Origin of the sequence: Kothea flammea, assembly GCF_052161645.1 — a bacterium.
Classification (GTDB): domain Bacteria; phylum Planctomycetota; class Planctomycetia; order Pirellulales; family Pirellulaceae; genus Laterigemmans.
In genome coordinates, this window is record NZ_CP197414.1 from 3249079 (window position 1) to 3274327 (window position 25249).

Below are 25249 nucleotides of genomic sequence, written 5' to 3' on the forward strand. Positions count from 1 at the left end.
CTCATGGGCTTTTCGGTGTGAATCGCTGGTCTCAAAAAGTTCAATCAGTTTGTGCCATTTGGGGCATGAATTCGCAAGTGTTTTTCAGCCAATGACTTGCGGGGTTTCACTGTCCACTATCCTTGCCTCATGTGAAAGTTTGGTTCCAGTCCACCTCGGGCAGTTCCGTGCGACTACCCGAACTGGGCGGTTTCTAGCGTGTTGATCTGGGCGGATCCGTTGAAGCGTGTCCTATCCGGAAACATCAACCTCGTTTGACACAAGTCCAAAGTCGGCCAGTATGGCGTAAAGGCTGGGTACGACTAGCAAGACGAGAACCGTTGACGTCATGATGCCGAAGGCGATGCTGACGGCCATCGGGATCAGAACTTGTGCTTGCAGGCTGGTCTCGAAGATCAACGGAAGCAAACCGGCAACCGTGGTAAGTGACGTTAGCACGATCGCTCGGAAGCGTTCGCGACTTGCAGAAGTCGCTGCCGAGAGAATGTCTGTGTTATGTAGACGCTGACTGCCCCGATGCCTTCACGGCAATCGGACACAATCTCCTTGACGAACTGGATTCCGTCGATCGCTTCTTCGATTTTGGTAACGACGGATTTTTCAACCTCTTCGGCAGAGGCTCCCGGATAGATCGCTGAGACTTGCAGTTGGTTCGGCGTGATGTCCGGAAGCGTTTCCCGCTTCAGCTTGGGAATGGCTGTCAGCCCCAGAAACAACAGCGCGATCATCAGCAAGTTGGCTGCCGTGGGATGTCGCGTGAAGTATACGATCATCGCAGCCGTTCCTCACCAGACGCTTCACGCCGCAGGGTTGCTGCGAGCGATTGATCGGTTTCGGCACGGATCAACTGCCCAACGATGGCGGGCGTGGGATCGGATACGACGAGAGTGTCGCCTACATTCAATCCGGAGCGTAGCACAACGCAATCCGATTGAGTCTGATCCACGTTGACGCCCCGACGCTGCAGGCGGCTGTCGGCATCCAGCACAAAAACATGGTCATCATGCAGGGCCGATAGCGGGATCACGATTGCGTCGGCTACCACACTGCCGCGCAATTCGACTTCGCACATTGAGCCGTTCAGCGACGGCGGCCCATCATCATTACTGTTAACCGGGTTCTCAATCGCCACGACCACGCTACCGTCGCGCGTCTGTCGATCCAGCTCTTCGCGAATCCGAACGAGGGTTCCTGAACGTTGATGCTCTTCGCCGGTAACAGAATAGCGCACCGCAACCTGCACATCAAAATAGCGAGTCACAGAGCGTTCATTGTCGTCAAGCGATTGGGCACGATCGTCTCGGCGCAAGGTGTCATTAAAAAGCCGCCGCAATTGCGGTACTGGGATTTGGGCTTCGATTTCAAAGCGATCGGTTGTCTGCGCCACGAACAAGCGTTCTCCCACAGCAAGGTATTGGCCTTCTTCAAGATCGACAGGGCCAATGCGGCAGTCGAATGGCGCCACGATGGTGCAGCGTTCTAAGTCGCGGCGTTTTTCGTCAAGATTTGCGTTTGCGGATCGGATGTTGGCTTTCGCGGATACAATCTGCACGGGGATCAGGTTCAGTTTGGTTTTCACCGATTGAACGATTTGCCGCTGTAAGATCACACTGCGGCGTACTGAGTCGACTTCTGCGGCGGAGGTTGCGTTCTTTGTCGCAAGCAACTTGGATCGTGAAAGATCGCTCTCGACCACAGCCAGCGATTCCTCTTCCAGTGCGATGGCAGCCTGATAGTTTTGCTCGTTGACTTCCAGTTCCGCCAAGCTCGCATTGGCTCGTTCGATCTCCGCCTCCAGCCGAGCGATCGCGATCTTGATATCCGTTTCGTCGATCCGCAACAAAGTGCTTCCAGCCGATACGAACTCGCCGGGCTTGAGTTGTGGATTCAATTCGGTGATTCGCCCTTTGACTTCAGCGACCGCTTCCCAAGTTCGGGCCGGTCGAGAATTTCCATAGCCGATTGCGCGTGGCACAAAAGGAATGCGGGCGACTTGGATGACACGCAACGCTCGACTGACTTCTTCTTTGGGAACTCGTTCCGCCCCGGTGCGCAGATGTGCCGCGAAAATCAGTATTCCGATCCCGAGCAGGACGGGAGGAATAAACAGCAGACGCTTCCAAATGATTCGCTTCGGCGTGGCGCTGCTCATTCTGGATTGCTCACGTCACGTGCTGCGGGATCAGTCGGCAAGAACGTTTTGCGGACCCAGTCGGCGGTTTCGTGCCACTGCTCGCGTTGGGTGGGATTCAACACTTCGGCTATCTCCTGTTCCATCAGAGAGAACTCTTGCAAAATTCCGGGTGCCGAGGCGTCTCGCAGCGACGTAATATTTCCGTGGCGAAGGGTGACGATGGCGCGTACTTTCGATGTCTGGTCGTCGCTCATGTTCATGCGGCTTTGCAGCTTGACGGAAAGCTCTTCGGGCAAGACTTCCGGATTCTCCCGGTAGTGTTGCATACGCGACAGCATGTATTGCGACGCACCGACTGCACCGACACCAATGCCGCTGGCGAATACGAGCAGCAGAACGCAGACCTGCACCCAAGCCGGCAGAGCGCGACGCCAACGCTGCAATGGAATGGATTTCGATGATGATTGAGTTGATTCGTTCATGCGATTAAATTCATAGCAGCCAGAAGCTGATCCATGGTTGAGTCATCGTGGTCAGACTTGGAAGCAAGACGATCATCAACGATGCGGCCGTCGCGATCGTGATGCCACCGAAAATAAGTGGCGTCCGGTCAAACGGAACCGGGATGTACCGCATGTCGCGAATGCTGGACATCACCGAGTCCGTTACGTCGATCACGGGTGGCGGAGCGGCTGAGCTGCGGCACGCAAGTTCTCGTAGCCATTGTTCGGAAGTGTCAGGCGTCATGGTTTGACTCCTCGATGTTGATTTCTTCCAGCAGCCGCTTCAGCTTCTTTCGGGCTCGATGAGCTTGCACTTTCACCATCGTCTGCGTCCAACCCGCCAACTCAGCCGCTTCAGCCACGGTGCAGTCGTCCCAGTACAGTAACGTCAACACCAGTCGATCGCGGTGCGACATCATTTCCAGCACCGTATGCAGCCTTTCGTTCGCATCGGATGCGGTTTGGCAAGGCGTCTGCAAAGCCGCTTGCAAAGTTGGTTCGCTCAACAGCGCATCGCGGCGTTCGCGATCGCGAGCTTGCGTTTTCCAAAGTCGATATCCAACGCGAACTGCAATTTTACGTAGCCAATGTTCAAACGGGCTGCGATGACGAAACGCGTTCAAGCTCACAAACGCTTCGACAAAAACATCGTGAGCCAATTCTTCAACAACAGTTGGATCGCGACTGAAGCGTTGCATTTGCATCGCAATCGTCGACTGGTATCGCTGAACGATTCGCCGGAACGCGTCGTCGTCGCCACTTCGTGCTGCCGAGATCTCTCGACGCTCCTCCGCTACGACCGATGTGTCTGGTGTCGCGTCTGAATGAGGAAACGCTGCTGCGAGCACCAGCGTGAAGAAGCGATCCAGACCTTGATCCAGAGCGAGATAGTTCGGCGATAGGGTTAGTGTTCTCATCTACTTGTCCGTGTTTTCAACCGTGGCTTGCATCTCTATTGGCGTCACGAAGCCGTCTCCGTTTTTGTCTGCCTTCGAGAAGAACAAACGAAAAGCAAACGGAAGTTCGCTCCGCGTCAGTCTGCCGTCTTGGTTCTTATCATTGTCCGCAAATACTTTCCTGACGCGAGCGGACACTCTCGGTTCTTCTTCCGCGACCACGGACGCCGCGTCGTTCATCGCTGGGCGCAAAGGCCGTTCGACAGCGATTTTACGACCCACTGTTTCCGACGCATCAAGCTTCACGTCGCCCTGCAAGGCTAGGCGTTCTGCATCGTCAAGCACGTCGTCGCGATTCGTGTCTCCCCGCATAAACATCATGGTTTGCGCGAACGCGGGCATCGGCGACTCAGCCAGTTCTTCTCGGTTGATCTTATTGTCATTGTTGACGTCAAACGTAAGCAACAACTGCGTTGGGCCGACGCTGTTTGGATTTCGCCCTGCCTTAAACATCTTAGTCGGGTCGATTAGGAGGCTATAAGAATCGGACTGTTCCTTCTCATCTTTCGCTTGAGCAACCTTTGCCAAATCGGCTGTTCCACCTTCACCGATGCAGTACAAGTAACGATCCGATCGCAGAAACAGTTCGCTTTGACTAACGGCTGCCGTAGCCTTGAACGGCGTTGCGTCGCCATCAATCACATTGGAAGAAAGTAACTTGAATTCGGGAGCGACTTGAAAGACAAACGAGCCGTTCACCTGAGTCGTGACAACCCAATGGTCGCCTGCTTTCAGGAGCGAAGCATACGTCGTGTTCTTGCCACCCTTTCCAAGACGCTCACGCCACAAAGTGTTTCCCGTCGCTGCGTCCGCACAAGTGAAGATGCCGGAGGTCGCGACCCAGTAGAGTTTTCCATCGTCGTAGATTGGCGAAGGAATTCCCGGCCCGGCGTTTCGATTCCACAGCACATGACTTTGCGTCACATCGCCACTGCCACCCATTTGTATTGCGATCACCTTGCTGCTGGCCGCGATGTAAACAACTCCATTTGCGGCAACCGGAGTTGATGTGATGTACTTGCCCAACGACATCTCGACCCACCAATTCAGTCTGCCTTTGTCAGGATCAAAGCTCCAGATTTCGTCGGCTAAGGGAACAATCAATTCGGTGCGGCCGTCAGTTGATTGAGCCAGAAGAGGCGTGGAGTAACTGCCCTCGTAAAGACTCGCTTCCGCTCGCCAGACCTCCGCTCCTGTTTCTGCATCGAATGCGATCAAAGCTTGACTTTCGTCACACGCATTCACGATCAAAAGATTCTTGTAAACTATCGGGCTGGCCGCCGAACCCCAATTCGTCGGACCCGATTCGTTACCAACATTCTGCTGCCAAAGTGGTTGACCGCTCAGATCAAACGCGTAGACGCCGCCCTTGCCAAAGAACACGAAGACTCGCTGCCCATCGACACCGGCGTGCTACTGGCGTAGCCGTGGTCGGTCAGAAAGCCTTCGTAGCTATCTTCCGCCACGTTTGATTTCAGCGATCGCTGCCATTTGATTTCACCAGACGTCCGGTCTACACAAACAAGCGATCGGACAAGTTGCGACGCCTCGCCCGACGGTAGTGCGTTTATCCCTTCGCCTTTAAACGCAGTCACAAAAACATCGTCACCGACGACAATCGGACTACTGACTCCCCGTCCGGGAAGCTCAACCGCCCACTTCAAATTGTTGCTACGACTCCACGTTTCAGGCACAGCCATCGACGACTTTCCATCACCGTCCGGTCCACGAAACTGAGGCCAATCCTGTGCGTTCGCGGGCAAGCAGAAAAGAAAAACGCCAATGACTGCTGCGATTCGCCCTCGGCTGAATTCCACCAAGCTTCTCTCCCCAACGAAAAAACCGCAAAAATACGACGTTTCTGTGATCGAAACGCCGTGACGATAGATAAGTGATCCAGCTTGCCCGAATGGTTACATGCTGCGCGAGAAATTTCCTGATTTTGTCGGTCTCCGTTTCGCGAGCGTGGTCGCACTTCGCGGTTCGGTCCACGCTCGTGGGGATTCTGACGAGCCCAGCCTCAGCTTCCGGCAACTAAAAAGCTGTTTCGAGGTCGAACTCAGAAAATTCAGAAGAGACCGTGTAACCAAACCGCCGCAACGAATCACTAGACCAGCGAAACAGATTGGAACCGCGGCCAGCTGTTTAGTTTCTATCACGATGTTCAAAGGAGAATTCGATGCGAACGAAGATCACGAGTTTCAATTGGATTGCGGTGGCGCTGGTTACAGCTGCCATCACAATGTCGTCCGACGCAAACGGACAGCAACCCGCCGAAAAACCAGCAGCCGCAGGGCCTCCGGCATGGGTGCTTGATGCGTGGGCGACTGGCGAGGCTCCGACCCCGCCGGCATACGGACCACCCGCGTGGATTGTTGAAGCATGGCAGAGCGGAGAACAGCCAAGTCGACCGGTGGGACCGCCGCCATGGGTTGTCGCGCGCCAGGGATTCGCGACGGAACTTGGCCTTCCCGGGCCACCTGTCGAGGTTCTTGAGGCGTGGGAAAACGGCGAAGGCTTAAGTCTTCCCGGACCACCCGACTTCGTGTTTGAACTGTTCGGGTTCTAAATTCCGGATTCGCACACCTCAGCAAGCTGGCTCTCTCGCTTCAGACAATTTCGAGAGGCCAGCTCTTCGTTTTCGATCTACCGGAATTGAACCGAACTCTTCACGCATCTGCCGGTCACAGTCCGATCTCTGATTCCATTCGGTGTAGCAACGAACAACCGAATCGTCGACAAGACGGTAGCGTACCAAATCAGTGATGTCTCTACGATGGTGTCAAATGAGTCCGGATCAATAATCAAAACCGACTCACGCACAACGTTCAGACTACTGGACTGCCGCAGAAAACGCTGAGACCAGGCTGATTTCGGCATGACCCCACGCCTCGAACACCTGCAAAAAAAAGTTCTACTGGTGTCCTCGATCCTCCACTTCAAAGACACTTTAAGCCGCCTTCAGGCGGCTTTTTTTACGCGCCGAAGTCGTTCCCAGCCAACGATTTACGGCATTTTCGCTGGCGTGGCCGACGTGTGGTGGTGGAGCACAGTGTCGGATTTGGCAGCGTGTCCACTTTGCCGATGACGAATTACCGAGCGCCAGAAACTTACGGAGGGAAGTTCCCGAGCCGGATAAGGGGGCAACGTCCGCCCCGTGATCGGTGACAAACGCTTCACTGTCGGTAACTTGCGAAGTGATTGTCAAGGCGAGATGGAGCGGCGTCGAGATGCTGTTGCTGACCCGTTTGACTTGCAGTGCGCACTGACCGGAGAAGGCCGATGGGTAGAGCCGTTCCATGGCTTTGCAAAGAAGCTGGCGATCGGCCATCGCAAGGGGCGAGGCGGAGTTGAGGGAACTGATCGATGAAAAAGTAAGATCATCTACTCTGAACATCCTGAGACAAAACAAAAAGGCGACTGGATTGTTTTTGATCGACCAAAGACACACGAGTATGGCGAATGGCTGCTCTGGCCTAAAGTTGCTGAGTTAACCCGCTGGGAACAAGCTCGATCAAGACAACTTGGCTGTGGCAGTATTGTCGTCAGCGACGATGGAAAGCCGTCGGATCGGGAATTATCGCCTGCAACCGCGAAGACTCATCAGGTTGATTTGAGCCCAAACCTTTGAGGAAGGGCTCCAATCAGCGTCGTGGGCCTTCGTAGTTGCAGGTCATTCAGTTCATGCGACGGTTCGGCAACATCGCTCCAGGATCCTGCGTCGTTGCAGACAACAATTGGGCGAGACTGAGTGATTTTCTCCTCAACTTGTACCGGCGATTCTTCGCTCGCTGTTTCTGGAAAAAAATGAAAATTTAGTTGCCCTCCCTCCCCTCTTTTTTTTAGCATCCGTCCAGTGGTTGTAAGGTTTTTTGCGGGAGGAAGTATGGCCTCTTATCTGCATTTTGTCCCGGCCTTCGTGTTGGCCTACGCGGCAGGCAACAAGCTCTGGTCGTGTTTTAGCACCCTACATCTAGGCTTGCTTTCCGCGGGGGAAGTGTTGTGTAACCTCGTGCTTCACGCCATCGGCTCCGCCATCTACCAACGGCGTCGTGGTGCGGTCCAACGAGCTCTTCGATCGACTCGTTGTTGTGCCCCTCGTACGCCAGTAGGATGATTCGGCTACGTTGAGCGAGCGAAACCGTCGACGACCGAGCTTTGACAAAAGTCTGCAGAATTGCCTGCTGATTCTCACTGATCGTGACCTTGGCTGCTTTCCCTGGCATGGTGATACTCCGCGTGAGGATCGGTGGGGCGAGCAGTCGCCGGTAATTCCCGCTTTCAAGCAACACTAAATCGTTCCAGCGGCACTAGATATATGAACGTCAGAGACCAGATTTATGGAACAAGGGACACTCTTTTGAACCTATCCGATCAGGTTAAACCGACCCTCGGCCTCGATCTCGACGGTTGCGTCGATGAGGCCCCAAAATTCTTCAGCACTCTCAGCCAATTTTGGCCTGGCGAAGTGATCGTCGTGACCTATCGGAGTGACCGAGCCAAAGCGATTGCTGACCTTGAAAGGCACGGCATCAAATTCACTGATGTTGTTCTCGTCAGCAGCTTTGACGCTAAAGCAGAGGTTATCAAAGAGCGGAAGATCAACGTTTACATTGATGACCAACCCGAAATGCTCAAGAACATCCCAGTTGACGTGAGCGTGATGCTGTTTCGGAACGAGGGGAACTTCGATTTCGACGATCGAAAATGGATGTTCAGCAACGAAACGGGAAAGATGGTCTGACGAGCAAGCTCGCCGGCGGGATACTGCTGGCATTAAATCTTGGCAGTAACTATTCCTTGCATATCGGGAAGACATACCTATGAATGAACGCTCGGCAGGAAAGAAATTTACGGCAATCGCTTTCTTGATTCTGGTTGCTTTAATTGGTGTCTGGTATTCGATAATTGCGCGGGACATTGCCGAAGACCAGGAAGAGAGGGAAAGGACGCAGCAACTCCTTGAGCGAAACGAAGAGAATTTGAGAATCTTAAACGACAATCAACAATGAATCATTGCTGGCAAAGCCTGCCGGAAAGCCTTTATGAACCTCAAGCCGATCCTAAACGCCATCCTCGACGAGTACGTCCTTCCGCTCGACGGTGATCATGGCATCGCGCACTGGGCAAGAGTGCTTGAGAACGGCCTGCAATTGGCAAAAGAGACCGGTGCCAACGTGGAAGTCGTCTCGCTATTCGCGGTTCTGCACGACTCTCGCCGCATCAACGAATTCACTGATCCGGAACATGGTCCCCGTGCCGCAGAGTTTGCCGCTGAACTTCGTGGCAGCGTTTTTGATTTGGACGACCACGCCTTCCGCTTGCTGCATCGAGCCTGTGAAGGCCACACCCACGAACTGACTCATCCCGATATAACCATTCAAACTTGTTGGGACTCGGATCGGCTTGATCTTGGGCGAGTCGGGATCATGCCTCATCCCAGCCGGCTATGTACGGAAGTTGCCAAACGACCCGAGACGATTCAAAGGGCAGATGGCCGCGCGAGCTTCGGCGTCGTGCCAACTTTGGTGCTTGAGGAGTGGGGAATCGATTTGGAGCAGGAACGATCGTGGTGAATTCTTCAGACTGTTAAGCAATGAAGTGCTGAGGACCAATGCGGGCAGTGACCCAACGCAGTTCGCAGAACGTTGGCAGCCTGTCACGAAAAGCGTTTCCGGGTTTTGCTGCTGTCGAATTGAGTTTTTTTCCCCGCATGGGCGGCTTTTTCGCTCGCTGATTTGCTGCCGACGTGGGTTTGCAACGATTATTCCAGCGGCATTAGGGTGAAAAATTGGTTGTAAAGGTGAGTTTTTCCGGCGTGACAGCGAACGTGAACTATTTTGGAGGTCATGAGAACTGCAATCCTCCTCACCGTCATGCTGTTGTTAGCAAAACCCGCGTCGGCCGATTGGTTGACTGCGCGGAGTTTTCACACTCACGACGAACAGGGCCAGCGGACGCATCAACGCAGCGAACCGCCAACCACGGCGGTTCCCAATCCGGCTGTGTTTCGCACCAGCGGGTATTCCTATTTCCGCAGCTCCTTGCAGTACGGGCCATCGACGGACCACTACCATCGAGTCGACCAGTGGGGCCCACCAATCCAACCCTATGGCGAATGGCGGTTTCCCTACCGACCTTACAGCGTCCCTTACGATCAATGGGGAGCACCGTTTGCGGGCCTGAATCTGGGGAATTTTGGTTTTCCGCAGGGGAATTTCTTTCCCCCGGGAAACTGGCCACCGCCCAATCAGCGTCCAGGAAATCGCCCAGGAAACTTTCCTGCCAACCCCAACAATCCGCCACAATACTATCCCCAGCCGGGAATGTTGCCTCCAGGTTCCGTGCAGCCTTGGCAACCACAGCAGCCTTATCCAAATTTTCCGTACAGCGATGGCGACTACCCAGATCGCGGGGCTCGGCCGCGATTGAATGATCAGGATTTCTACTTTAAGCCGACACAGTAGGCTGGCGTGACGAGTTTCGCTCAGCGGCCCGGATGCCCCTGATCGGTAAACTCTTCCCAGCCTCCCAAGCCGTCACGACGATTGGCGGTTGTGGTACGGCGGGTGCGATAGACAGGAAGGAAGCGAAAGATCAGAATCGCAGACTTTCCTTCCGTACCGCTTATAGGGCGCACCCAGGGCCATGCCCCATCCTCGTGAATCGAATGAATCGCGTTCTTTGGCATTGCTGCCACCCGGATATCGTGCCTCGGGAATTTTGTTGCACGTTTCCTCTTTGCCGAGCTCGTACGGGATCGGCGACCTCGGGCCTGAGGCGTTCGCTTGGATCGATCGTTTGGCGGCTGCCGGTCAACGGTGGTGGCAAATCTTGCCACTGGGACCGACCGGGCAGGACAATTCTCCTTACGACCCGCTGTCAACCTTCGCTGGCAATTATCTTTTCATCAGCCCTGATCGGCTGGTCGACGAGGGGGTGCTGACGGAAGAGCAATTGCGAGCCGAGCAAGCGGGGGCTGAGCAAACTGGACCGATTGGTAGCGATCCCAGCCGGGTCGATTTTCCCGCAGTCAAGCGGCTGAAGACGGCTCTGCTGGCGGCAGCTTGGCAACGCTTTTCCGGCGGTGGTGCCGAGCATTTGCGGGAATCGTTTCAGCAATTTTGCGACGGTCAAACGCATTGGCTCGACGATTTCGCCAAGTTCGTGGCGATCAAGGAACAGCAAACGGGTGAGTATTTTTACAACTGGCCGATTCCGCTGGCCCGTCATGAACCGGAGGCGGTGAATCAACTGGCCGAACAGCTGGCTGAACGCATCGATTTCACTCGCTTTGTGCAGTTTTTGTTTTTCCGGCAATGGTGGCGGTTAAAAGGGTACGCGCAGGACGCGGGGGTGCGGTTGCTGGGCGATCTACCGTTCTTTGTTTCGCATGATTCAGCCGAGGTGTGGGCCAATCCAGAGCTGTTTCAGTTGGACGAGACGCGACATGCCAAGTTTGTCGCCGGCGTTCCGCCCGACTACTTCAGTGAGACGGGACAGTTGTGGGGCAATCCGGTCTATAATTGGGACAAATTACAGTCGACCGAGTATCGTTGGTGGGTGCGACGGTTGGCCGCCCTTTTGCAGCTGGTCGATGGCTTGCGGCTGGATCATTTCCGCGCTTTCTCGGCCGCTTGGCACATCCCCGCGTGGGCTCCGACCGCCGAACAAGGTGAATGGATCGATTGTCCGGGCACCGATTTCTTTGCCGTCGTTCGCGACACGTTTGGGGGCTTGCCGTTCATTGCCGAAGATTTGGGGCTGATCACGCCCGATGTTCGCGACCTTCGCGATCAATTTGGGATGCCCGGCATGCGGATTTTGCAGTTTGCTTTTGACGGTGACCCGGACAACATTTTCTTACCACAGTACTACAACGAGAATAGTGCGGCGTTCACCGGCACGCACGATAACAATACGACTCGCGGTTGGTTTCAGGAGCTTGATCCGAACGGTCAGCAAAACGTGCGTGCGTTGCTGGGTCAGGAGCTGAGCGAGGAGGATGTTGCTGGGGCCATGTTACAAGCGGTTTGGGAATCCAAGTCTGCTTTAGCGATTGCTCCGCTGCAAGACTTGCTTAACCTGGATGGTTCAGCCAGGATGAATGTGCCGGGGGTCGCTGGCGGCAATTGGGGCTGGCGAGTTTCGCGTGAGCAATTAGAGGCCGCCCCGTTCGCTCGGCTGCACCAGTTAACATCCGCTTGCGGCCGGTTGGATGGTCGCCCTTGATGAGAAATGGATCGATGCAAAACCGCCCGCTGCAGAACCGCTGCCGTCACCAAGTTCTACGATTCTTCGCGTGCTGTTTGACGTTGGTCCTTGCCAGCCCTCAGCTCGTGGCTCAGACCGCTGGGACCGGGGCACCGACGGTTCCAGCAGAGCCGCAAGCATCACAACAAGCACTGCAGCAACCGGCTCAGCAAGACGCTGGCCAAGCGGCGTTGGTACCGCCGCTCGACGGTCGTGAGGGACGCGAGTTATTGCTGCGAAATTTTCGGCCTGTTCCACAGTTGGTAGTCCCGCGTACGAAGCTCGACGGGGCCCGCTTTCCCGTCGTCGATGTGCACACGCACATGCTGTTTCGCCAACGTCACAACCGCCAGACGCTCGAGGATTTTGTCGACTTGATGGACCGTCATGATGTGGCGGTCTGCGTCAGCATGGATGGGCGTCTGGGGGCAGGGCTGCGCGAGCATTTGGATTTTCTCTGGGCCGAGCATCGCGAGCGATTTGTGGTTTTCGCGCATCTCGATTGGGTCGGCGAAGGTGACCCCGAGCAACCGGCAACTTGGGCCTGCAATCGCCCCGGCTGGGCGGAGCGGACTGCGGCAGCGCTGGTCGATGCCAAAGAGGCAGGGATCAGCGGCTTGAAAGTCTTTAAACGACTGGGGCTGGAGTACCGAGATGCCAGCGGCAAATTAATCCCTGTCGATGCGCCGTTGTTGGATCCGATTTGGCGAGCGTGCGGTGAATTGGGTTTGCCCGTATTGATTCACACCGCCGATCCGACCGCTTTTTTTCAGCCTTTGGGGCCCGAGAACGAACGGTGGGAAGAATTGAGTCGTCACCCCGATTGGCATTTCTATGGTGGTGATCTTCCCAGCCGCGATGAATTGTTGGCCGCCCGCAACCGGATGATCAGTCGTCACCCAAAGACTAATTTTATTGGTGCCCACATGGCCAGCTCAGCCGACAATTTGGGGCAGTTGGCGGAGTGGCTAGAAGCGTTGCCCAATCTGTACGTTGACCCCGCCTCGCGAATTTCAGAGTTGGGCAGGCAGCCCTACACGGCTCGCGAATTTCTCATCAAGTACGCCGATCGCGTGTTGTTTGGGACCGATGGTCCCTGGCCGGAAGTGCGAGTCGACCATTACTGGCGATTCTTTCAAACTCGCGATGAGAACTTTCCCTATTCGGAAAAGCCTTTTCCGCCGCAAGGTTTTTGGCGGATTCACGGAGTCGATTTACCCGACGCGGTGCTGCGAAAGATATACGCTGACAATGCGGCCAGGATCGTTCCCGGCGTGGCCCAGCGTCTAGAGGCTTTCCAAAGCCGATCGCCGGAACGGTGATGCGTTTCCGGTTGCAGTCAGAACGGATTAGCGACGCTCAACCGGTTCGATTGTGGTCATCATCATCTTCCTCTCCCCGGTACTCAACGGGCGCGTCTCCGGGGTCGCCCTCATGAGGCAGCCCATATTCCTCATTCAGCCAACGGCCGAGATCCACTAATTTGCATCGCTCCGAGCAAAATGGTGGTGCTTCGGTCTCGTCGAGGTAAAATCGCCGGCTGCACGTGGGGCAAGTCAAGCGTTGATTGGGGTGCGGCGCGGACATGGGCATCAAGCAATAAGAATGCAATTGAAAGCTTCAATCGCCAGCCAGCCAAGGTGGACTGGCGACTAGTAACAGCAAATAATTGCCGTCGACCGATTAGGCCAAAGGCATTTTGTACTTGCCAGGCTGGGGGACGACAACTTCGGGCGCGTCACCCCATTCGTACTTTGCCGGGCGTAGATCTTGCGGGCTGTTGAGCACTTCATCCCAGGTAAGTTCTTGTCCCGAGTAGCAAACTTCGCGCCCCATAATTCCTAGCAGCGTGCTATCGCACATGTAGCCGCCATTGTTGATCCTGGGTCGCTTGCCCTCGATCGCTTCGTACAGCTCAATGTGTTCCTGGACATACATGTTAGTCTTGCTATCGCTGAACTTCCAAGGCTCTGGGCCGTCGATCTTGTGGGCCAGCAACTGAGCCTGGCCTTTGCTGCCGAAGATGTAATCCTCGGTGCCGTTTTTACAGCCGCTGATTTGCCGCGTGTTGGCAAACGAACGGGTGCCGTCCGCCCATTCATAGACAATGGAGAAGTGGTCGTAGATCATCCCCATCGTCAAATCGTCGCGGGTTTGGCGGCCACCCATGCCGTAGGCGCGGACGGGCGTCACGTCGTGACGAATCCAAAGGGTTTTATCGAGGCTGTGAATGAACTGCTCGAGCACATGGTCGCCGCAGAGCCAAGTGTAGTAGTACCAGTTGCGGCACTGGTACTCCATTTCGCTCATGCCGGGCTGTTTGACCTTCGCCCACACCGGGCCGGTCAAGTAATCGGCTTGAGTCGCGATCAAGTCACCGATCTGACCATCCTGCACCCGTTGCACCGATTCGCGGACCCCCGAGTCGTATCGCCAGCAGAGCCCGCTGACAATATTCAGCCCTTTCTTGTCGGCGATTTCACAGCTGGCACGCACGCGGCGGACACCGGTAGGGTCAGTGGCAATTGGTTTTTCGCAGAAAACATGCTTGCCGGCATCAATGGCCGCTTCCAGATGGTCCGGGCGGTAGTGGGGAGGCGCGGTCAGCAGCACCACGTCGACTTCGGTGCCAGCCAGCAATTGAGTATGGCAATCAAAGCCGGAGTAGCAGTTTTCTTCCGTCGCCAAGAAACGATCGCCAAACTTTTTGTCGCGAGCCATGCCCTTGAGCACACCGGTCATTTGCTCGGGGAACAAGTCGGCTAAGGCGACAATGACAACATTCGGATTGGCCTCGAGCGCGTTTCGCATCGCACCGCTGCCACGTCCACCACAACCGATCACGCCGACGCGAATTTTGGCATCACTGGCAGCATGTGCGCGGCCCACAATCGAACCGGTGGCGAGGAGGCTGGAACCGGCAATGGCGCCAGTTTTCAAAAAGTTTCGACGAGGCTCCGGATTCGAGCTGGGTTCGGCCTGGGACATGGTGACTCTCCGACTGAAGGCAGGAATTATCGAGGTGGGTATAGCGGCGCGACGTTCGACCGCATAACAATGATATCCATGAGCGACTCTCGACACCAACCGCCTGACCTTAGCGAGCTCAGTAAATTCTTGCTGAAGCATGCACCCGATGTGCGCACCGTGCGCCAGGGGCAGCAAACGATTTTTGAAAATACCCTTCGTCTCAGCCGCTGTATGGATGGCCCCAATTTTACTCGAGTTGGCCAAGATGACTTACAGCGAATGGCATTTTTGTACGATGATCTTTTCTTCGGCTCAAAACTGATTCGAGCAGCCCGAATTGAGGGTTTGGATTTCGGTTGGAGCAGTCGGATGACGAAAAACGCTGGTAAAACAGTAACCCATTATCCATCAGGACGAACCCGGGGTCCACGACGATTCGAGATAATTCTCTCTTCAACGTTGTTATTTCAGACTTTTGATGACGTCAATCGCCAGGTGGAAGTTACCGGTTTGCGGTGCAAGAACCGCTTGGAAGCGATGCAACGGATTGTCGAGCACGAGCTGGTGCATCTGGCCGAGATGTTGTTGTGGGACGATAGTTCCTGCGCGAAACGTCGGTTTCACGGCATTGCCAATCGTTTTTTCGGGCACACCGAACATAAGCACGACTTGATCACGCAAGCGGAGCGGGCTGCCAGCAAATTTCGCTTAGCGCCTGGAACTCAAGTTCGTTTTCGGTTTGAAGGCAAGATGCTGACCGGTATTGTCAACCGAATCACCCGCCGGGCGACCGTTTTGGTTGAGGACCCGCGCGGTGAGCGGTTTGCCGACGGCCGCTTTTATCGGCGTTTCTACGTGCCACTGGAAAAGTTGATCCCAGTCGGGCGTTAGCGGTGCAGTCGGTCGCTAGCGGTGCAGTCGGTCGCTAGCGGTGCAGTTCAATTGAGGGAATCTGTCTTTCGCCGCGGCGGGTAATTTTGTTAAAGCCGCGATGGCATCTCGCCGGAGTTCCCTTGGTTTGTTCGGCGAGCCACCTGCCTATCCCCTCAATTACTCCGTTTCGCCCGCCCTGACGGGAGAAGTACCGATGTCGCAAAAACAGAGCTTGCGTGCCATCTTGTTAGCCAGCATGGCCCTCAGTCTTATCTTTTTGGCTGCTCCTTGCCCGGCCGGCCCACCTTCCTTCTTGCGATTGTTTGGCAAAAAGAAAGTGGAAGCGGACCCCAGCAACGAGTATCGCTTGACGGAGGTAGAAGGCCCTTGGCTGATTTTGGCAGCGACTTTTACCGGTGATAGTGGCGCGCAAAAATCGCGGCAGCTGGTGATGGAGTTAAGGTCGGAATACAACCTCCCCGCTTATGTTTATCGTGAAGATTTTGACTTTACCCAGCAGGTTGGTTTTTTCGAGCCGACGCAAAAGTCGCTGCGTTACGCCAACGCCACACGCTTTAACGCCTACGCTGTTTTGGTCGGTGAGTTTGACACCGTGAACCACCCTGAAATTGACAAAACGTTAGAAACTGTGAAGACCATTAACCCACCAGTTTTCAACCTTGTGCGGCCCGAAGACGAGGTCGGCGCGATGGCATCGATTCGCCGCATTAAGAATCAAATCTTGCAAGCCAGCAAAGATGGCGAGATCAAACGCGGTCCCATGTACAACGCCTTTGTGACTCGCAATCCACTCTTGCCGGAGGACTTTACTCAGGCGCCGGAAGTCGATTCATTCGTGCAAAAGCTGAATCAAAATGTTGAACACAGTTTGCTCGAATGCGAAGGCAAATTTACCGTCGTGGTTAGGACCTTCGAAGGGCTTTCCACAACGATGATTGGCGGGCGGATCAAAGACGAAATGGAGCCCAGCAAAGAACGTCTAGATGAAAGTATGGCGATGGCTCATAAGATGGTGAAGGCGCTCCGCAAAGATGGCGTGGAGGCCTATGAATTCCATGATCGCTCGAAAAGTTTGGTGACGATCGGTAGCTTTGATTCTCTCGGTGAAAACTTGCGAACGGGCTTTCAATACAGTCCACAAATTCAGAATGTTATGCGAGTGTACGCAGGTACTGAGCGAGTCGGACGCAACCCGCAAGGCCAAGTAGTGCGATATGTGCATAATATTGAACAGATTCCTTTCGATCCGGAACCGCACCCGATTGCCGTGCCGCGGGCCAGTAAACGAGGACTCTACTCAGCGTTCGGACGCAAGTAGACTGCCGCAGCACTTGGAAAGACCCAGCATCTAGACGGGATCGGTCGATGTTAGAATTGGTACTGGGAACGCACAACGCTAAGAAATTGGCTGAGATGCGGCAGCTGTTGGCTCCCAGCGGAATCTCGGTCCGCTCGTTGGCCGAGCTTTCCAACGCCATCGAAGTGGCAGAGACTGGGACCACGTTTCAGGAAAACGCACAGCTCAAAGCGGTTCAGCAAGCGCAGCATTTGGGCAGTTGGGTGTTAGCCGAAGACAGTGGCCTGTCGGTGGTCGCATTGGCGGGCCGCCCCGGTGTCTTTTCGGCTCGTTACGCTGGCGAGCAAGCGACCGACGAGGAGAATAACGCCAAGTTGCTCGAAGAACTTGGCGCCACGCCGGATGATCGCCGGGGCGCGTTTTATACGTGTCAATTATGTTTGGCGAATCCCGCAGGCGACGTGATATTCGAGGCCAGCGGGCGATGTCACGGTCGCATCGGCTGGGCGCCCGCTGGGGAGCATGGTTTTGGTTACGATCCCTTGTTCATCATTCCCGAGTATCACCGCACGTTTGCCCAGCTGGGACCGCATAGCAAGCGGGCGATCAGCCATAGAGCTCGGGCCATGGTGTTGCTGCGCCGCGATTTCCGTCCACCGGCAGACGCCTGACGGTAGGATGGGTCTCCAGGGCCGCCTAGGGTTTAAGAGGACGGGCCTGGAGACCCATCCTATAAGATTTGGTATCCGCAAATCACTAGCCCGAGCTCTCCTCGGTTTGTGGCTTGGTTCTCAGCGATGCTTGCAGGCGTTTTAATTTCCTCAATACTCGCCAGGCTGATTTCCCGGCGTTACTTGAATCTGGGAGCTGCACGATCGCCGTCACAATGGGGCTGGCGGCGGGAATTACAGTGCCCTCGACGGGAAGATCGCACCACTGAACGCTGTCGAGTTCCAGTTCGCAATGTTGGGCCCATGAGGTCAGCTGGTTTGATGAAAAAAACAGCTCGCGCGGCGCCCAGAGCACAAACTTAATGACTGTCTTTGATGGCTTGCTTGGCCAGCCACTCGAGTTGTTTTCTGGGAAATCGAAGGCCATCGTATCCAACTGCTGATCGTTCAATTGGTAGCTGGCCAGCTGTACGTCGACGAGGCTGCTGGCGCAAAGTCTTTCCCAGATTTCCATCGACGCGGTGTAGCGAGGATTTAGTTCCAACAGCCAGGGGGGCGTTCCATCGCGGCTGAGCAACCAATCGCTGCCGAGCAGCCCAACAAAATCGACTTGGCGGGTCAGTTGGTCGGCGAACTCCAAGATCGCCGCCCGCTCATGGGGTTGAAGTGGATAAGGCCCCAGCGAACCGCCGTAGAGAAACGGGCTGGCGGGTTGGGAGGCGCGAGCTGGTTGAGAGTAGTTGATTGCGCGGCAAGTGTTCAGGATGCGAACTCCCGTGGGGCCGCATAACAGGTTTACCCCCACTGCTCGACCGGAAATTTGTTGCTGCCAGTAACGATCTCGCGGGGCGTTGGCGGCCGAGTCAGCGATGTCGCCCTGCCCCGGCCGAGATGCCTCCACATCGAATCGCACCCCTAAACCGGCGGAGGAGCGGATTTGTTTGGTCAGCCAGCGTGTTTGCGACTCGGCGGTGTTCGGTGGGGGCGTCGGCGGTCGGGTAAAGCGGGTCGGTGGGAATCGCGCGGAAGTAACCTTAGTCAGCTGTTGGAGCAGTCGCGGGTCACGCAGCTGACGAAGCTCGGGTGTGCTGGGGAGGAGTAAGTTTAACGATTTACGCAGTGGTTCGAGCCGCTCGAACCAGCTTTCTAGGCCCCCGCAGGCGATTGCGGTGAGGTTGCTGGAGCTTGGACAGTCTGGGAATTTGCAGCGGCAAAGTTCGATTGCGGAAAGCAGGCTGCTGGCGGGGTCTACGGGATCGAGGGGGGCCCAGAATTTGGCCCAGCGTCGCGCGTCCTGGTCACCAAACTGGTCGACAGCGAGAACTCGGTAGCCAGCCTTGGCGGCGGCTTCGCTGGCGGCTCGCACCGAGGCTCCGAAAATTAGAATCCAGGCAGCCGATTCATCGAGCGGTACAGGCATCTTGAGCGCTAATGCGGGAAAACGGGCTTTGGGAACGGACATTTTCCGGGCCGGCGTGGGTAAGGTGCTTGCACGAGCCGGCGGGTGTGATAACCTGCTCGACACACCCACGAACGGTGCGCGGGGGGGCGAGAGTAGATCGACCGTGTCCGCATCATCATTCGTCGTAAACCCAATTCAACCTTGGAGATTCGAGCATGCAGTTTTATATCGGTGAAGCACTGACCGGCGACGGCAATGAAATCGCTCACATCGACCTCATGATTGGCAGCAAGAACGGACCTGTCGGTACCGCTTTCGCGAATGCTTTAGCCAATCAAAGCGAAGGGCACACCAATCTGTTGGCAGTGTTGGCTCCGAACGTAGCGGTCAAGCCTGCTACGGTCATGGTGACAAAAGTCACGATCAAAGGCATGAAGCAAGCTGTGCAAATGTTCGGCCCCGCGCAAGCGGCTGTGGCCAAAGCGGTTGCTGATTCGGTTGCTGACGGCGTTATCCCCAAGGATCAAGCCGAAGACTTGGTGATCGTCTGTGGTGTCTTCATTCACCCGCAAGCCGAAGACGATCAAAAGATCTACAACTACAACTACGAAGCGACCAAAGACGCGATCGCTAACGCCATGGGTTCCAAGCCATCGGTCGACGAAATGGTTGCTCAGAAAGATTCCGCAACCCACCCCTTCCGCGGTTTCTAGGTTCCGCGGAACTGGACGCTGACGCGTTCCGGCTGATTCCTTTCGATTGGATCAGCCGTTGAGCGCCAGCTCACGGTTCCGAAGGACCGGACGCTGGCGCGTTCCGACTGATTCCTTTCGGTTGGGTCAGCCGTTTAGCGCTGGCTCACGGTTCCGAAGAACCGGACGCTGGCGCGTTCCGGCTGATTCCGTTTTGTGGCCAGCATTTATTCGGTGATTGGCAAAGAGTTAACCGCCATTCCACTGCTATCATCTATAAACTTGGCTCACAATTTCTCTTTGTTGCGAGTGCTCGATGTCGACACCAAAAATCTTGTTGCAACTTGATGTTGACGCTCATCCCAGCAGTTTTGACGCGGTCGTCGCCGTCGACTCGGGGGTCGATCATTTGTTTCAGTATGGCAACATCGATTCTGAGAATGTTGAATCCCTGATTCATGGAGCGATGTTCACCCGCGGTGGCGATGCGCTGGCGAACACAGCCGTCTTTATTGGGGGTAGCCACGTAGCAGCCGCTGATAAAGTCTTGTCGCAGGTGTTGAGAACTTTCTTCGGGCCGGTCCGCGTATCGGTGTTGTTCGATGCCAACGGCTGCAACACAACCGCGGCCGCCGCAGTCCTGTCGGCCCAGCGACATTTAGAATTCCAGGGTGCCACCGCCACAGTGCTGGGGGCTACCGGGCCGGTCGGTCAACGTGTGGCTCGTTTGTTAGCCGCGCTCGGGTGTCATGTCCGCATGGGTTCTCGCACCGCAGCGCGTGCCCAGCAGGCTGTTCACGCTGTCGGTCAATTCGTCGATCGCGATTTGCTGGAGCCATTCGCAGCCGAGAGTGAAGCCGACGTCGCCGCCGCACTCATGGGTGCTGACGCCCTATTCGCGTGCGGTGCAGCCGGCGTCCAGTTGGTTTCCGAGGCCACGTGGACGAACGTCGATGCACTTAAAGTCGCCATCGACTTAAATGCAGTTCCACCAGCCGGAATCGAGTCGGTGGCGGTGCACGATCGGGGGCGCGAAGTTGGCGGCTGCGTGGTTTACGGGGCAATTGGTGTCGGTGGATTAAAAATGAAAATCCACAAAGCGGCTATCGCGGCTCTGTTCGAAGCCAACGATCGTGTATTGGACGCTGATGAGGTCTTTGAGATTGGCAAAAAATTGCTGTGAATCGTCAGCAGATTTGATCGCCGCTGTGGCGCACTCCCTCCTCATCGCTAACTACATTCCCATTTGCTCTCTGGGATCGGACAGGCCATCGGCAAGCCGCCGCAAGGCTTCGGTTTCGATCTGACGAACACGTTCCCGGGTCAGCCCCAGCTCAGCGCCGATTTCTTTCAGCGTGTGTGGCTCACAGCCATCAAGGCCGAACCGCAATTTCAGCACGGTTGCTTCGCGATCCTCGAGCGTATCGAGCAACTGCATGGCATGACGAAGAATGTCGTGATCGAGCAGTTCTTCATCCGGGCTTTTCAGGCGTTCATCCATCACCATTTCGCCCAGCGACCACCCGGCGTCAGTTTGATCGCTTTGCGGAGTGCTGTTGCTGATTCGGATCGCCTTCTTGATGATCGGCAGCTTTTTCTTGGGCAGCCCCAGCACGCGGGCGATTTCTTCGTGCGTCGGTGTGCGACCGAGTTCTTCAGTCAATCGCGCTGACGCTCGTCGCCACTTGCTGAGCAATTCCACCATGTAGGCGGGAATTCGAATCGTCTTCGCGCTATTAATCAGAGCGCGTTTAATCGATTGTTTAATCCAATAGCTGGCGTAGGTGCTGAACCGCGTACCGACTCCCGGATCGAAGCCCTCCACAGCGCGAAGCAAGCCTAAGTTACCTTCCTCGATCAAGTCTTGCAGGCCCAATCCCTTACCCGTGTATCCGCGAGCGATGTTGACCACGAGGCGTAGGTTTGCGCGGACCATGCGATCGCGAGCACGGACGTCACCATCAGCAATCTGAGCCGCCAGTTCCTGCTCTTCTTTGGCTGAAAGCAGTGAGGTTTCATAAATCTCGCGGAGATAGGTCTCCAGCGGAGATTGGGCTGCTCCGGTATTGCGTTTGCGAAGCGACATCCGTGCTTCTTGCAATTCGGCAACGGCTGGATTCAATGAATCATCAAAGGATTCCGACATGGCGGAGTCTCAGTACTCAGATGGAAAGGGGAGGTATGACCATGGCGACCTGGCCAGCGCAAGCAACCAACGGGGAGGCGTTGGGGTGAGGTTTGCTGTGCTGACGGGGCATCCCAAGGTAAAGGCGGCAACGCGCCCAGCGACAATGTCACTACCGGGTATGAAATAGCGAATCGGCAGTCGTTTAGGGACTTCTGGAAAGGAATGCCCAGAGTTCGCAAGACTCCGAAGAAGACGGATCTGCGCTCAATGCCGGTCAGAACGGCATTCCCAATCAACCGGGCGCTGCTTTTTCAAGCTTCGCCGGCCTCAGTTTCAGTTGTCCAAATACCGGCCAGTCGCGCTGCCCGCCGTGGCGGCGATCACCGCCGGTGGTCCTGCGGCCAATATCTCGCCACCACCGCTGCCGCCATTGGGGCCCAAATCAATCAACCAGTCACAAGCCTGGGCGACATCCAGATTGTGCTCGATCACCAGTACGGTGTTGCCGCGTTGAACCAGCGAGGCGAGCACATCGATCAATCTGCCCACATCCTCAAAATGTAGCCCAGTTGTCGGTTCGTCGAGAAGATACATGGTTTGCTGGCTGGCCGGTCTTGCCAGCTCGGTGGCTAATTTCAAGCGTTGCGCTTCACCACCGCTTAGCGTCGTGGAGGATTGCCCCAGGCGTAAATATCCTAAACCGACTGCTCGCAAGGAATCCAAGAAACGCTTGATCTTGGCGAACTTTTCAAAAAACTCCGACGCTTCGTCTACTGACATTTGCAACACGTCGGCAATCGTGGCCTGCTTGTAACGAACTCGCAGCGTTTGCTGATTAAAGCGTTTGCCACCACACAGGCTGCAGGTCACAAACAGATCACTAAGAAAGTTCATTTCAATCTTTTCTAGACCTTGTCCCAGGCATTGGGGACAACGCCCGGCAGCAGCGTTAAAACTAAAGCGGCTGGCCGTAAAGCCACGTTGTTTCGCCTCCCGTGTGGCAGCAAACACTTTGCGGATCTCATCAAACACGCCAGTGAAAGTTGCCGGACAGGAGCGGGGGCTGCGGCCAATCGGTGCTTGATTGATGGCGATGATTTTGTTAATGGTTTCCCAGCCTTGCAGCGAATCGAATGGTCCCGGCTTGGGTGCGGCGAGTCCCAGTTGACGCTGCAGGGCAGGGTATAAGGTGTCGACGATCAATGAGCTTTTGCCGCTGCCGCTGACCCCCGTGATGCCCACTAACAGGCCCAGCGGAATTTCTAAATTGACATGTTTAAGATTGTGCAGCGATGCGCCCCGAAGGCTAAGCCATGCATTAGGTTGAGGTTCGCGCAGCTCGCGTGGCGTCCCGGTTTTGATTTGCCCCGAGAGGTAACGACCAGTAACCGAAAGGGGATTGGCGGCAACCTCCAGTGGCGACCCGACCGCCAGGACTTGACCACCATGTTGTCCCGCTCCGGGGCCCATGTCGATTAACCAATCAGCCGCGCGAATCACCGCTTCATCATGTTCAACCACGACCACCGTATTGCCAGCTCGCTGCAGGTTGCGAATGGCTTCGATCAGTCGATCATTGTCGCGTTGGTGCAGGCCGATCGAAGGCTCATCCAATACGTAACAAACGCCGACCAGTCCCGAACCGATGCTGGTCGCTAACCGCACGCGTTGCAGCTCGCCTCCGCTGAGGCTATCGGCTGGCCGATCCAGGGTTAAATATTCGACTCCCACGTGGAGCAAAAAACGAAGTCGTTTTTCGATTTCCGCCGTTAACGGTTTGGCGACCGTCGCCGCCATGCCGGTCAGTTGCAACGACTGAAAATGTTCCAGCGCCTGGTCGGTCGAAAGGGCGGTTGTTTGTTGAATGTTTAAGCCTCCCACGGTGACCGCCAAAGCGGCCGCGTGCAGGCGCCCTCCACCGCAGGATTGGCACTCCAACTGCGAACGGAAGAGGGTTAATTGCTCTCGGCGTTTTTCCGTGCACTTACCCTCCCATTCCGCCTCCAGCAAACCCATCAGGCCGACGCAATTGGTGCTTCCATGTAACAACTTTGTGTAGTTCGCCGCAGATAAGTTCTGCAGAGGAGTCTCCCAGCTCGATCCCTGCGTTTCCAGAAACGGTTCCACGCTGCCACGCAGCAAATCTCGCCATTTCTTGGTGGCTCCCCGCCAAGCAGCAAAGGCTCCGGAGTTCGGAGGTAGTGTTTGATTGGGAATGACTAGGTCGCCATCGAATTGCTCGACCCGCCCCATCCCGTCGCAGGCTGGACAAGCACCGTAGGGGCTGTTGAAAGAAAAGCTGCGAGGCTCCAGTTCCTCGAAGCTAAGCTCGCAATTAGGGCAAGCGTACCGCGCGCTGAGCAAACGTTCGTCCCACTCGGCAGTTCCCGGAAGTTGAAAAACGGCGGTTAAAACTTCTTTGCCATAGCGCAGCGCCAAGCGAATGGAATCCGCCAGTCGGTCTTCCACACCCTCGCGGATGATAATTCTGTCGATCACCGCTTCGATCGTGTGGTATTTGCTGGGGGTTAACTCAGGTAGTTCGTCGAGTGGATAGAGTTTCCCGTTGACGCGAGCACGCGTGAAACCGGCTTTGAGAATCTCGGCAAACACTTCTTGATGTTTGCCCCTGCGGCCACGCACCAGCGGGCTGAGCAGCATGAGTTTGGTGCCCGGCTCGAACTGTTGCAGCGAGTCGATGATCTGTTCGGGGCTTTGCTGCAAAATTTGCTGCTGACATTCTGGACAGTGGGGCTGGCCTCCGCGAGCAAACAGCAATCTCAAGTAGTCATAAATCTCAGTGACCGTCGCGACCGTGCTGCGGGGGTTGTTGCTGCCCGGTTTCTGGTCGATGCAGAGAGTCGGTTCGAGCCCTTCCACGTGGTCGACATCGGGGCGTGGCAGTTGGTCTAAGAACTGTCGTGCGTAGGTGGAAAGACTTTCGATATATTGCCGTTGGCCCTCAGCGTAAAGCGTGTCGAACGCCAAAGAGCTTTTGCCGCTGCCTGAAACCCCGGTGATGACAGTCAAGGCATCGCGGGGCAAATCGACGCTAATGTCGCGTAAATTGTGCACCCGAGCCCCGTGAATCCGAATAACCGGTCGATCGCAAATTTGAGAGTTTGTCGCAGTTGCCGTGTCCGCTTGTCTAATCACAACCTACAATGCCTGAGAAGGAAATCAAGAAAGGCCCAGAAACGGCCAGAGAGCCCAGCGTACCGCCGATCTATGACCGCCGCAACGGATTCCATGACAACCGCAAAGCACGATTGGTCTTCCAGTTCTGACCGGGCCGCAGGCTCTGGGCCAGCGGGCTCAGCGTCTCTGCCTGCCGGTTTGCCTCCACAGC

Annotated in this window: 25 protein-coding genes and 2 pseudogenes; 12 read left to right on the forward strand and 15 right to left on the reverse strand. The window is 55.7% G+C overall.

What is annotated here, in order from left to right:
• Window positions 1-231: 231 nt before the first annotated feature.
• The 8 genes and pseudogenes from SH139x_RS12415 to SH139x_RS12450 form a co-directional block, all read right to left on the reverse strand.
• Window positions 232-477 (reverse strand): annotated as a pseudogene (locus SH139x_RS12415) (efflux RND transporter permease subunit); the annotation flags it as partial.
• Window positions 432-773, reverse strand: coding sequence for an efflux RND transporter permease subunit (locus SH139x_RS12420; RefSeq protein ID WP_488355525.1), 342 nt, complete (start codon window positions 771-773; stop codon window positions 432-434). The pseudogene SH139x_RS12415 and the gene SH139x_RS12420, both read right to left, overlap by 46 nt.
• Window positions 770-2152: an efflux RND transporter periplasmic adaptor subunit gene (locus tag SH139x_RS12425; protein WP_488355526.1), complete on the reverse strand. Its 1383-nt coding sequence runs from the start codon at window positions 2150-2152 to the stop codon at window positions 770-772. Before SH139x_RS12425 ends, SH139x_RS12420 begins: the two co-directional genes overlap by 4 nt.
• Complete coding sequence (locus SH139x_RS12430) at window positions 2149-2616, reverse strand: hypothetical protein (RefSeq protein WP_488355527.1); 468 nt, start codon at window positions 2614-2616, stop codon at window positions 2149-2151. The genes SH139x_RS12425 and SH139x_RS12430 overlap by 4 nt, the downstream gene beginning before the upstream one ends.
• Before the next feature lie 10 nt (window positions 2617-2626).
• Window positions 2627-2881 (reverse strand): hypothetical protein, encoded by a 255-nt coding sequence (locus SH139x_RS12435; protein ID WP_488355528.1) that lies wholly within the window; start codon window positions 2879-2881, stop codon window positions 2627-2629.
• Window positions 2871-3554: an RNA polymerase sigma factor gene (locus SH139x_RS12440; RefSeq protein ID WP_488355529.1), complete on the reverse strand. Its 684-nt coding sequence runs from the start codon at window positions 3552-3554 to the stop codon at window positions 2871-2873. Before SH139x_RS12440 ends, SH139x_RS12435 begins: the two co-directional genes overlap by 11 nt.
• Window positions 3555-4046, reverse strand: a complete 492-nt coding sequence (locus SH139x_RS12445) for an EF-hand domain-containing protein (RefSeq protein WP_488356009.1) — start codon at window positions 4044-4046, stop codon at window positions 3555-3557. It lies immediately after the preceding gene.
• Window positions 4047-4385: 339 nt separating this feature from the next.
• Window positions 4386-4988, reverse strand: a pseudogene (locus SH139x_RS12450) (PQQ-binding-like beta-propeller repeat protein); the annotation flags it as partial.
• Between the two features lie 784 nt (window positions 4989-5772).
• Between SH139x_RS12450 and SH139x_RS12455 the strand changes: the two are divergent.
• Window positions 5773-6162, forward strand: coding sequence for a hypothetical protein (locus tag SH139x_RS12455; protein ID WP_488355530.1), 390 nt, complete (start codon window positions 5773-5775; stop codon window positions 6160-6162).
• A 381-nt stretch (window positions 6163-6543) separates the two neighbouring features.
• Here the strand turns inward: SH139x_RS12455 and SH139x_RS12460 are convergent, their stop codons facing one another.
• Window positions 6544-6924, reverse strand: a complete 381-nt coding sequence (locus tag SH139x_RS12460; RefSeq protein ID WP_488355531.1) for a hypothetical protein — start codon at window positions 6922-6924, stop codon at window positions 6544-6546.
• Between the two features lie 628 nt (window positions 6925-7552).
• Window positions 7553-7819 (reverse strand): helix-turn-helix domain-containing protein, encoded by a 267-nt coding sequence (locus tag SH139x_RS12465; RefSeq protein WP_488355532.1) that lies wholly within the window; start codon window positions 7817-7819, stop codon window positions 7553-7555.
• Between the two features lie 134 nt (window positions 7820-7953).
• Between SH139x_RS12465 and SH139x_RS12470 the strand changes: the two genes are divergently transcribed.
• From SH139x_RS12470 to SH139x_RS12495, 6 genes are all read left to right on the forward strand, one after another.
• The gene (locus SH139x_RS12470) at window positions 7954-8337 is read left to right on the forward strand and encodes a hypothetical protein (RefSeq protein WP_488355533.1); all 384 of its coding nucleotides are present in this window, start codon (window positions 7954-7956) and stop codon (window positions 8335-8337) included.
• A 79-nt stretch (window positions 8338-8416) separates the two neighbouring features.
• On the forward strand, window positions 8417-8605 hold the full coding sequence (locus tag SH139x_RS12475; protein ID WP_488355534.1) for a hypothetical protein: 189 nt from the start codon (window positions 8417-8419) through the stop codon (window positions 8603-8605).
• Window positions 8606-8638: 33 nt separating this feature from the next.
• Window positions 8639-9169 carry an HD domain-containing protein gene (locus tag SH139x_RS12480; protein ID WP_488355535.1) on the forward strand — a complete coding sequence of 177 codons (531 nt, stop codon included), beginning with the start codon at window positions 8639-8641 and terminating at the stop codon, window positions 9167-9169.
• A gap of 273 nt (window positions 9170-9442) precedes the next feature.
• A complete protein-coding gene (locus SH139x_RS12485; RefSeq protein ID WP_488355536.1) occupies window positions 9443-10060 on the forward strand; it encodes a hypothetical protein in 618 nt (205 codons plus the stop codon).
• A gap of 181 nt (window positions 10061-10241) precedes the next feature.
• Window positions 10242-11825: a 4-alpha-glucanotransferase gene (gene malQ, locus SH139x_RS12490; RefSeq protein ID WP_488355537.1), complete on the forward strand. Its 1584-nt coding sequence runs from the start codon at window positions 10242-10244 to the stop codon at window positions 11823-11825.
• Between the two features lie 14 nt (window positions 11826-11839).
• Window positions 11840-13168 carry an amidohydrolase family protein gene (locus SH139x_RS12495; protein WP_488355538.1) on the forward strand — a complete coding sequence of 443 codons (1329 nt, stop codon included), beginning with the start codon at window positions 11840-11842 and terminating at the stop codon, window positions 13166-13168.
• A gap of 37 nt (window positions 13169-13205) precedes the next feature.
• Here SH139x_RS12495 and SH139x_RS12500 read toward each other — a convergent pair whose 3' ends face one another.
• Both SH139x_RS12500 and SH139x_RS12505 read right to left on the reverse strand, forming a co-directional pair.
• Complete coding sequence (locus tag SH139x_RS12500) at window positions 13206-13433, reverse strand: DNA gyrase inhibitor YacG (RefSeq protein ID WP_488355539.1); 228 nt, start codon at window positions 13431-13433, stop codon at window positions 13206-13208.
• A gap of 96 nt (window positions 13434-13529) precedes the next feature.
• The gene (locus tag SH139x_RS12505) at window positions 13530-14834 is read right to left on the reverse strand and encodes a Gfo/Idh/MocA family protein (protein WP_488355540.1); all 1305 of its coding nucleotides are present in this window, start codon (window positions 14832-14834) and stop codon (window positions 13530-13532) included.
• Window positions 14835-14912: 78 nt separating this feature from the next.
• On the opposite strand from SH139x_RS12505, the gene SH139x_RS12510 reads away from it, so the two are divergent.
• The 3 genes from SH139x_RS12510 (at window position 14913) to rdgB (ending at window position 17678) form a co-directional block, all read left to right on the forward strand.
• The gene (locus SH139x_RS12510) at window positions 14913-15707 is read left to right on the forward strand and encodes a hypothetical protein (RefSeq protein ID WP_488355541.1); all 795 of its coding nucleotides are present in this window, start codon (window positions 14913-14915) and stop codon (window positions 15705-15707) included.
• A 196-nt stretch (window positions 15708-15903) separates the two neighbouring features.
• Window positions 15904-17028 carry a hypothetical protein gene (locus SH139x_RS12515; protein ID WP_488355542.1) on the forward strand — a complete coding sequence of 375 codons (1125 nt, stop codon included), beginning with the start codon at window positions 15904-15906 and terminating at the stop codon, window positions 17026-17028.
• Between the two features lie 47 nt (window positions 17029-17075).
• The gene (gene rdgB, locus SH139x_RS12520; RefSeq protein WP_488355543.1) at window positions 17076-17678 is read left to right on the forward strand and encodes an RdgB/HAM1 family non-canonical purine NTP pyrophosphatase; all 603 of its coding nucleotides are present in this window, start codon (window positions 17076-17078) and stop codon (window positions 17676-17678) included.
• Between the two features lie 85 nt (window positions 17679-17763).
• Here the strand turns inward: rdgB and SH139x_RS12525 are convergent, their stop codons facing one another.
• The gene (locus tag SH139x_RS12525; protein ID WP_488355544.1) at window positions 17764-19140 is read right to left on the reverse strand and encodes an ATP-grasp domain-containing protein; all 1377 of its coding nucleotides are present in this window, start codon (window positions 19138-19140) and stop codon (window positions 17764-17766) included.
• A gap of 155 nt (window positions 19141-19295) precedes the next feature.
• Between SH139x_RS12525 and fae the strand changes: the two genes are divergently transcribed.
• Both fae and SH139x_RS12535 read left to right on the forward strand, forming a co-directional pair.
• Entirely contained in the window at window positions 19296-19793 is a 498-nt protein-coding gene (gene fae / locus SH139x_RS12530; protein ID WP_488355545.1) for a formaldehyde-activating enzyme, read from the forward strand.
• A gap of 295 nt (window positions 19794-20088) precedes the next feature.
• Window positions 20089-20955: a methylene-tetrahydromethanopterin dehydrogenase N-terminal domain-containing protein gene (locus SH139x_RS12535; protein ID WP_488355546.1), complete on the forward strand. Its 867-nt coding sequence runs from the start codon at window positions 20089-20091 to the stop codon at window positions 20953-20955.
• A 51-nt stretch (window positions 20956-21006) separates the two neighbouring features.
• Here the strand turns inward: SH139x_RS12535 and SH139x_RS12540 are convergent, their stop codons facing one another.
• Both SH139x_RS12540 and uvrA read right to left on the reverse strand, forming a co-directional pair.
• Window positions 21007-21858, reverse strand: a complete 852-nt coding sequence (locus SH139x_RS12540; protein ID WP_488356010.1) for a sigma-70 family RNA polymerase sigma factor — start codon at window positions 21856-21858, stop codon at window positions 21007-21009.
• 375 nt (window positions 21859-22233) lie between these two features.
• The gene (gene uvrA, locus SH139x_RS12545) at window positions 22234-25056 is read right to left on the reverse strand and encodes an excinuclease ABC subunit UvrA (RefSeq protein WP_488355547.1); all 2823 of its coding nucleotides are present in this window, start codon (window positions 25054-25056) and stop codon (window positions 22234-22236) included.
• Between the last annotated feature and the right edge of the window lie 193 nt (window positions 25057-25249).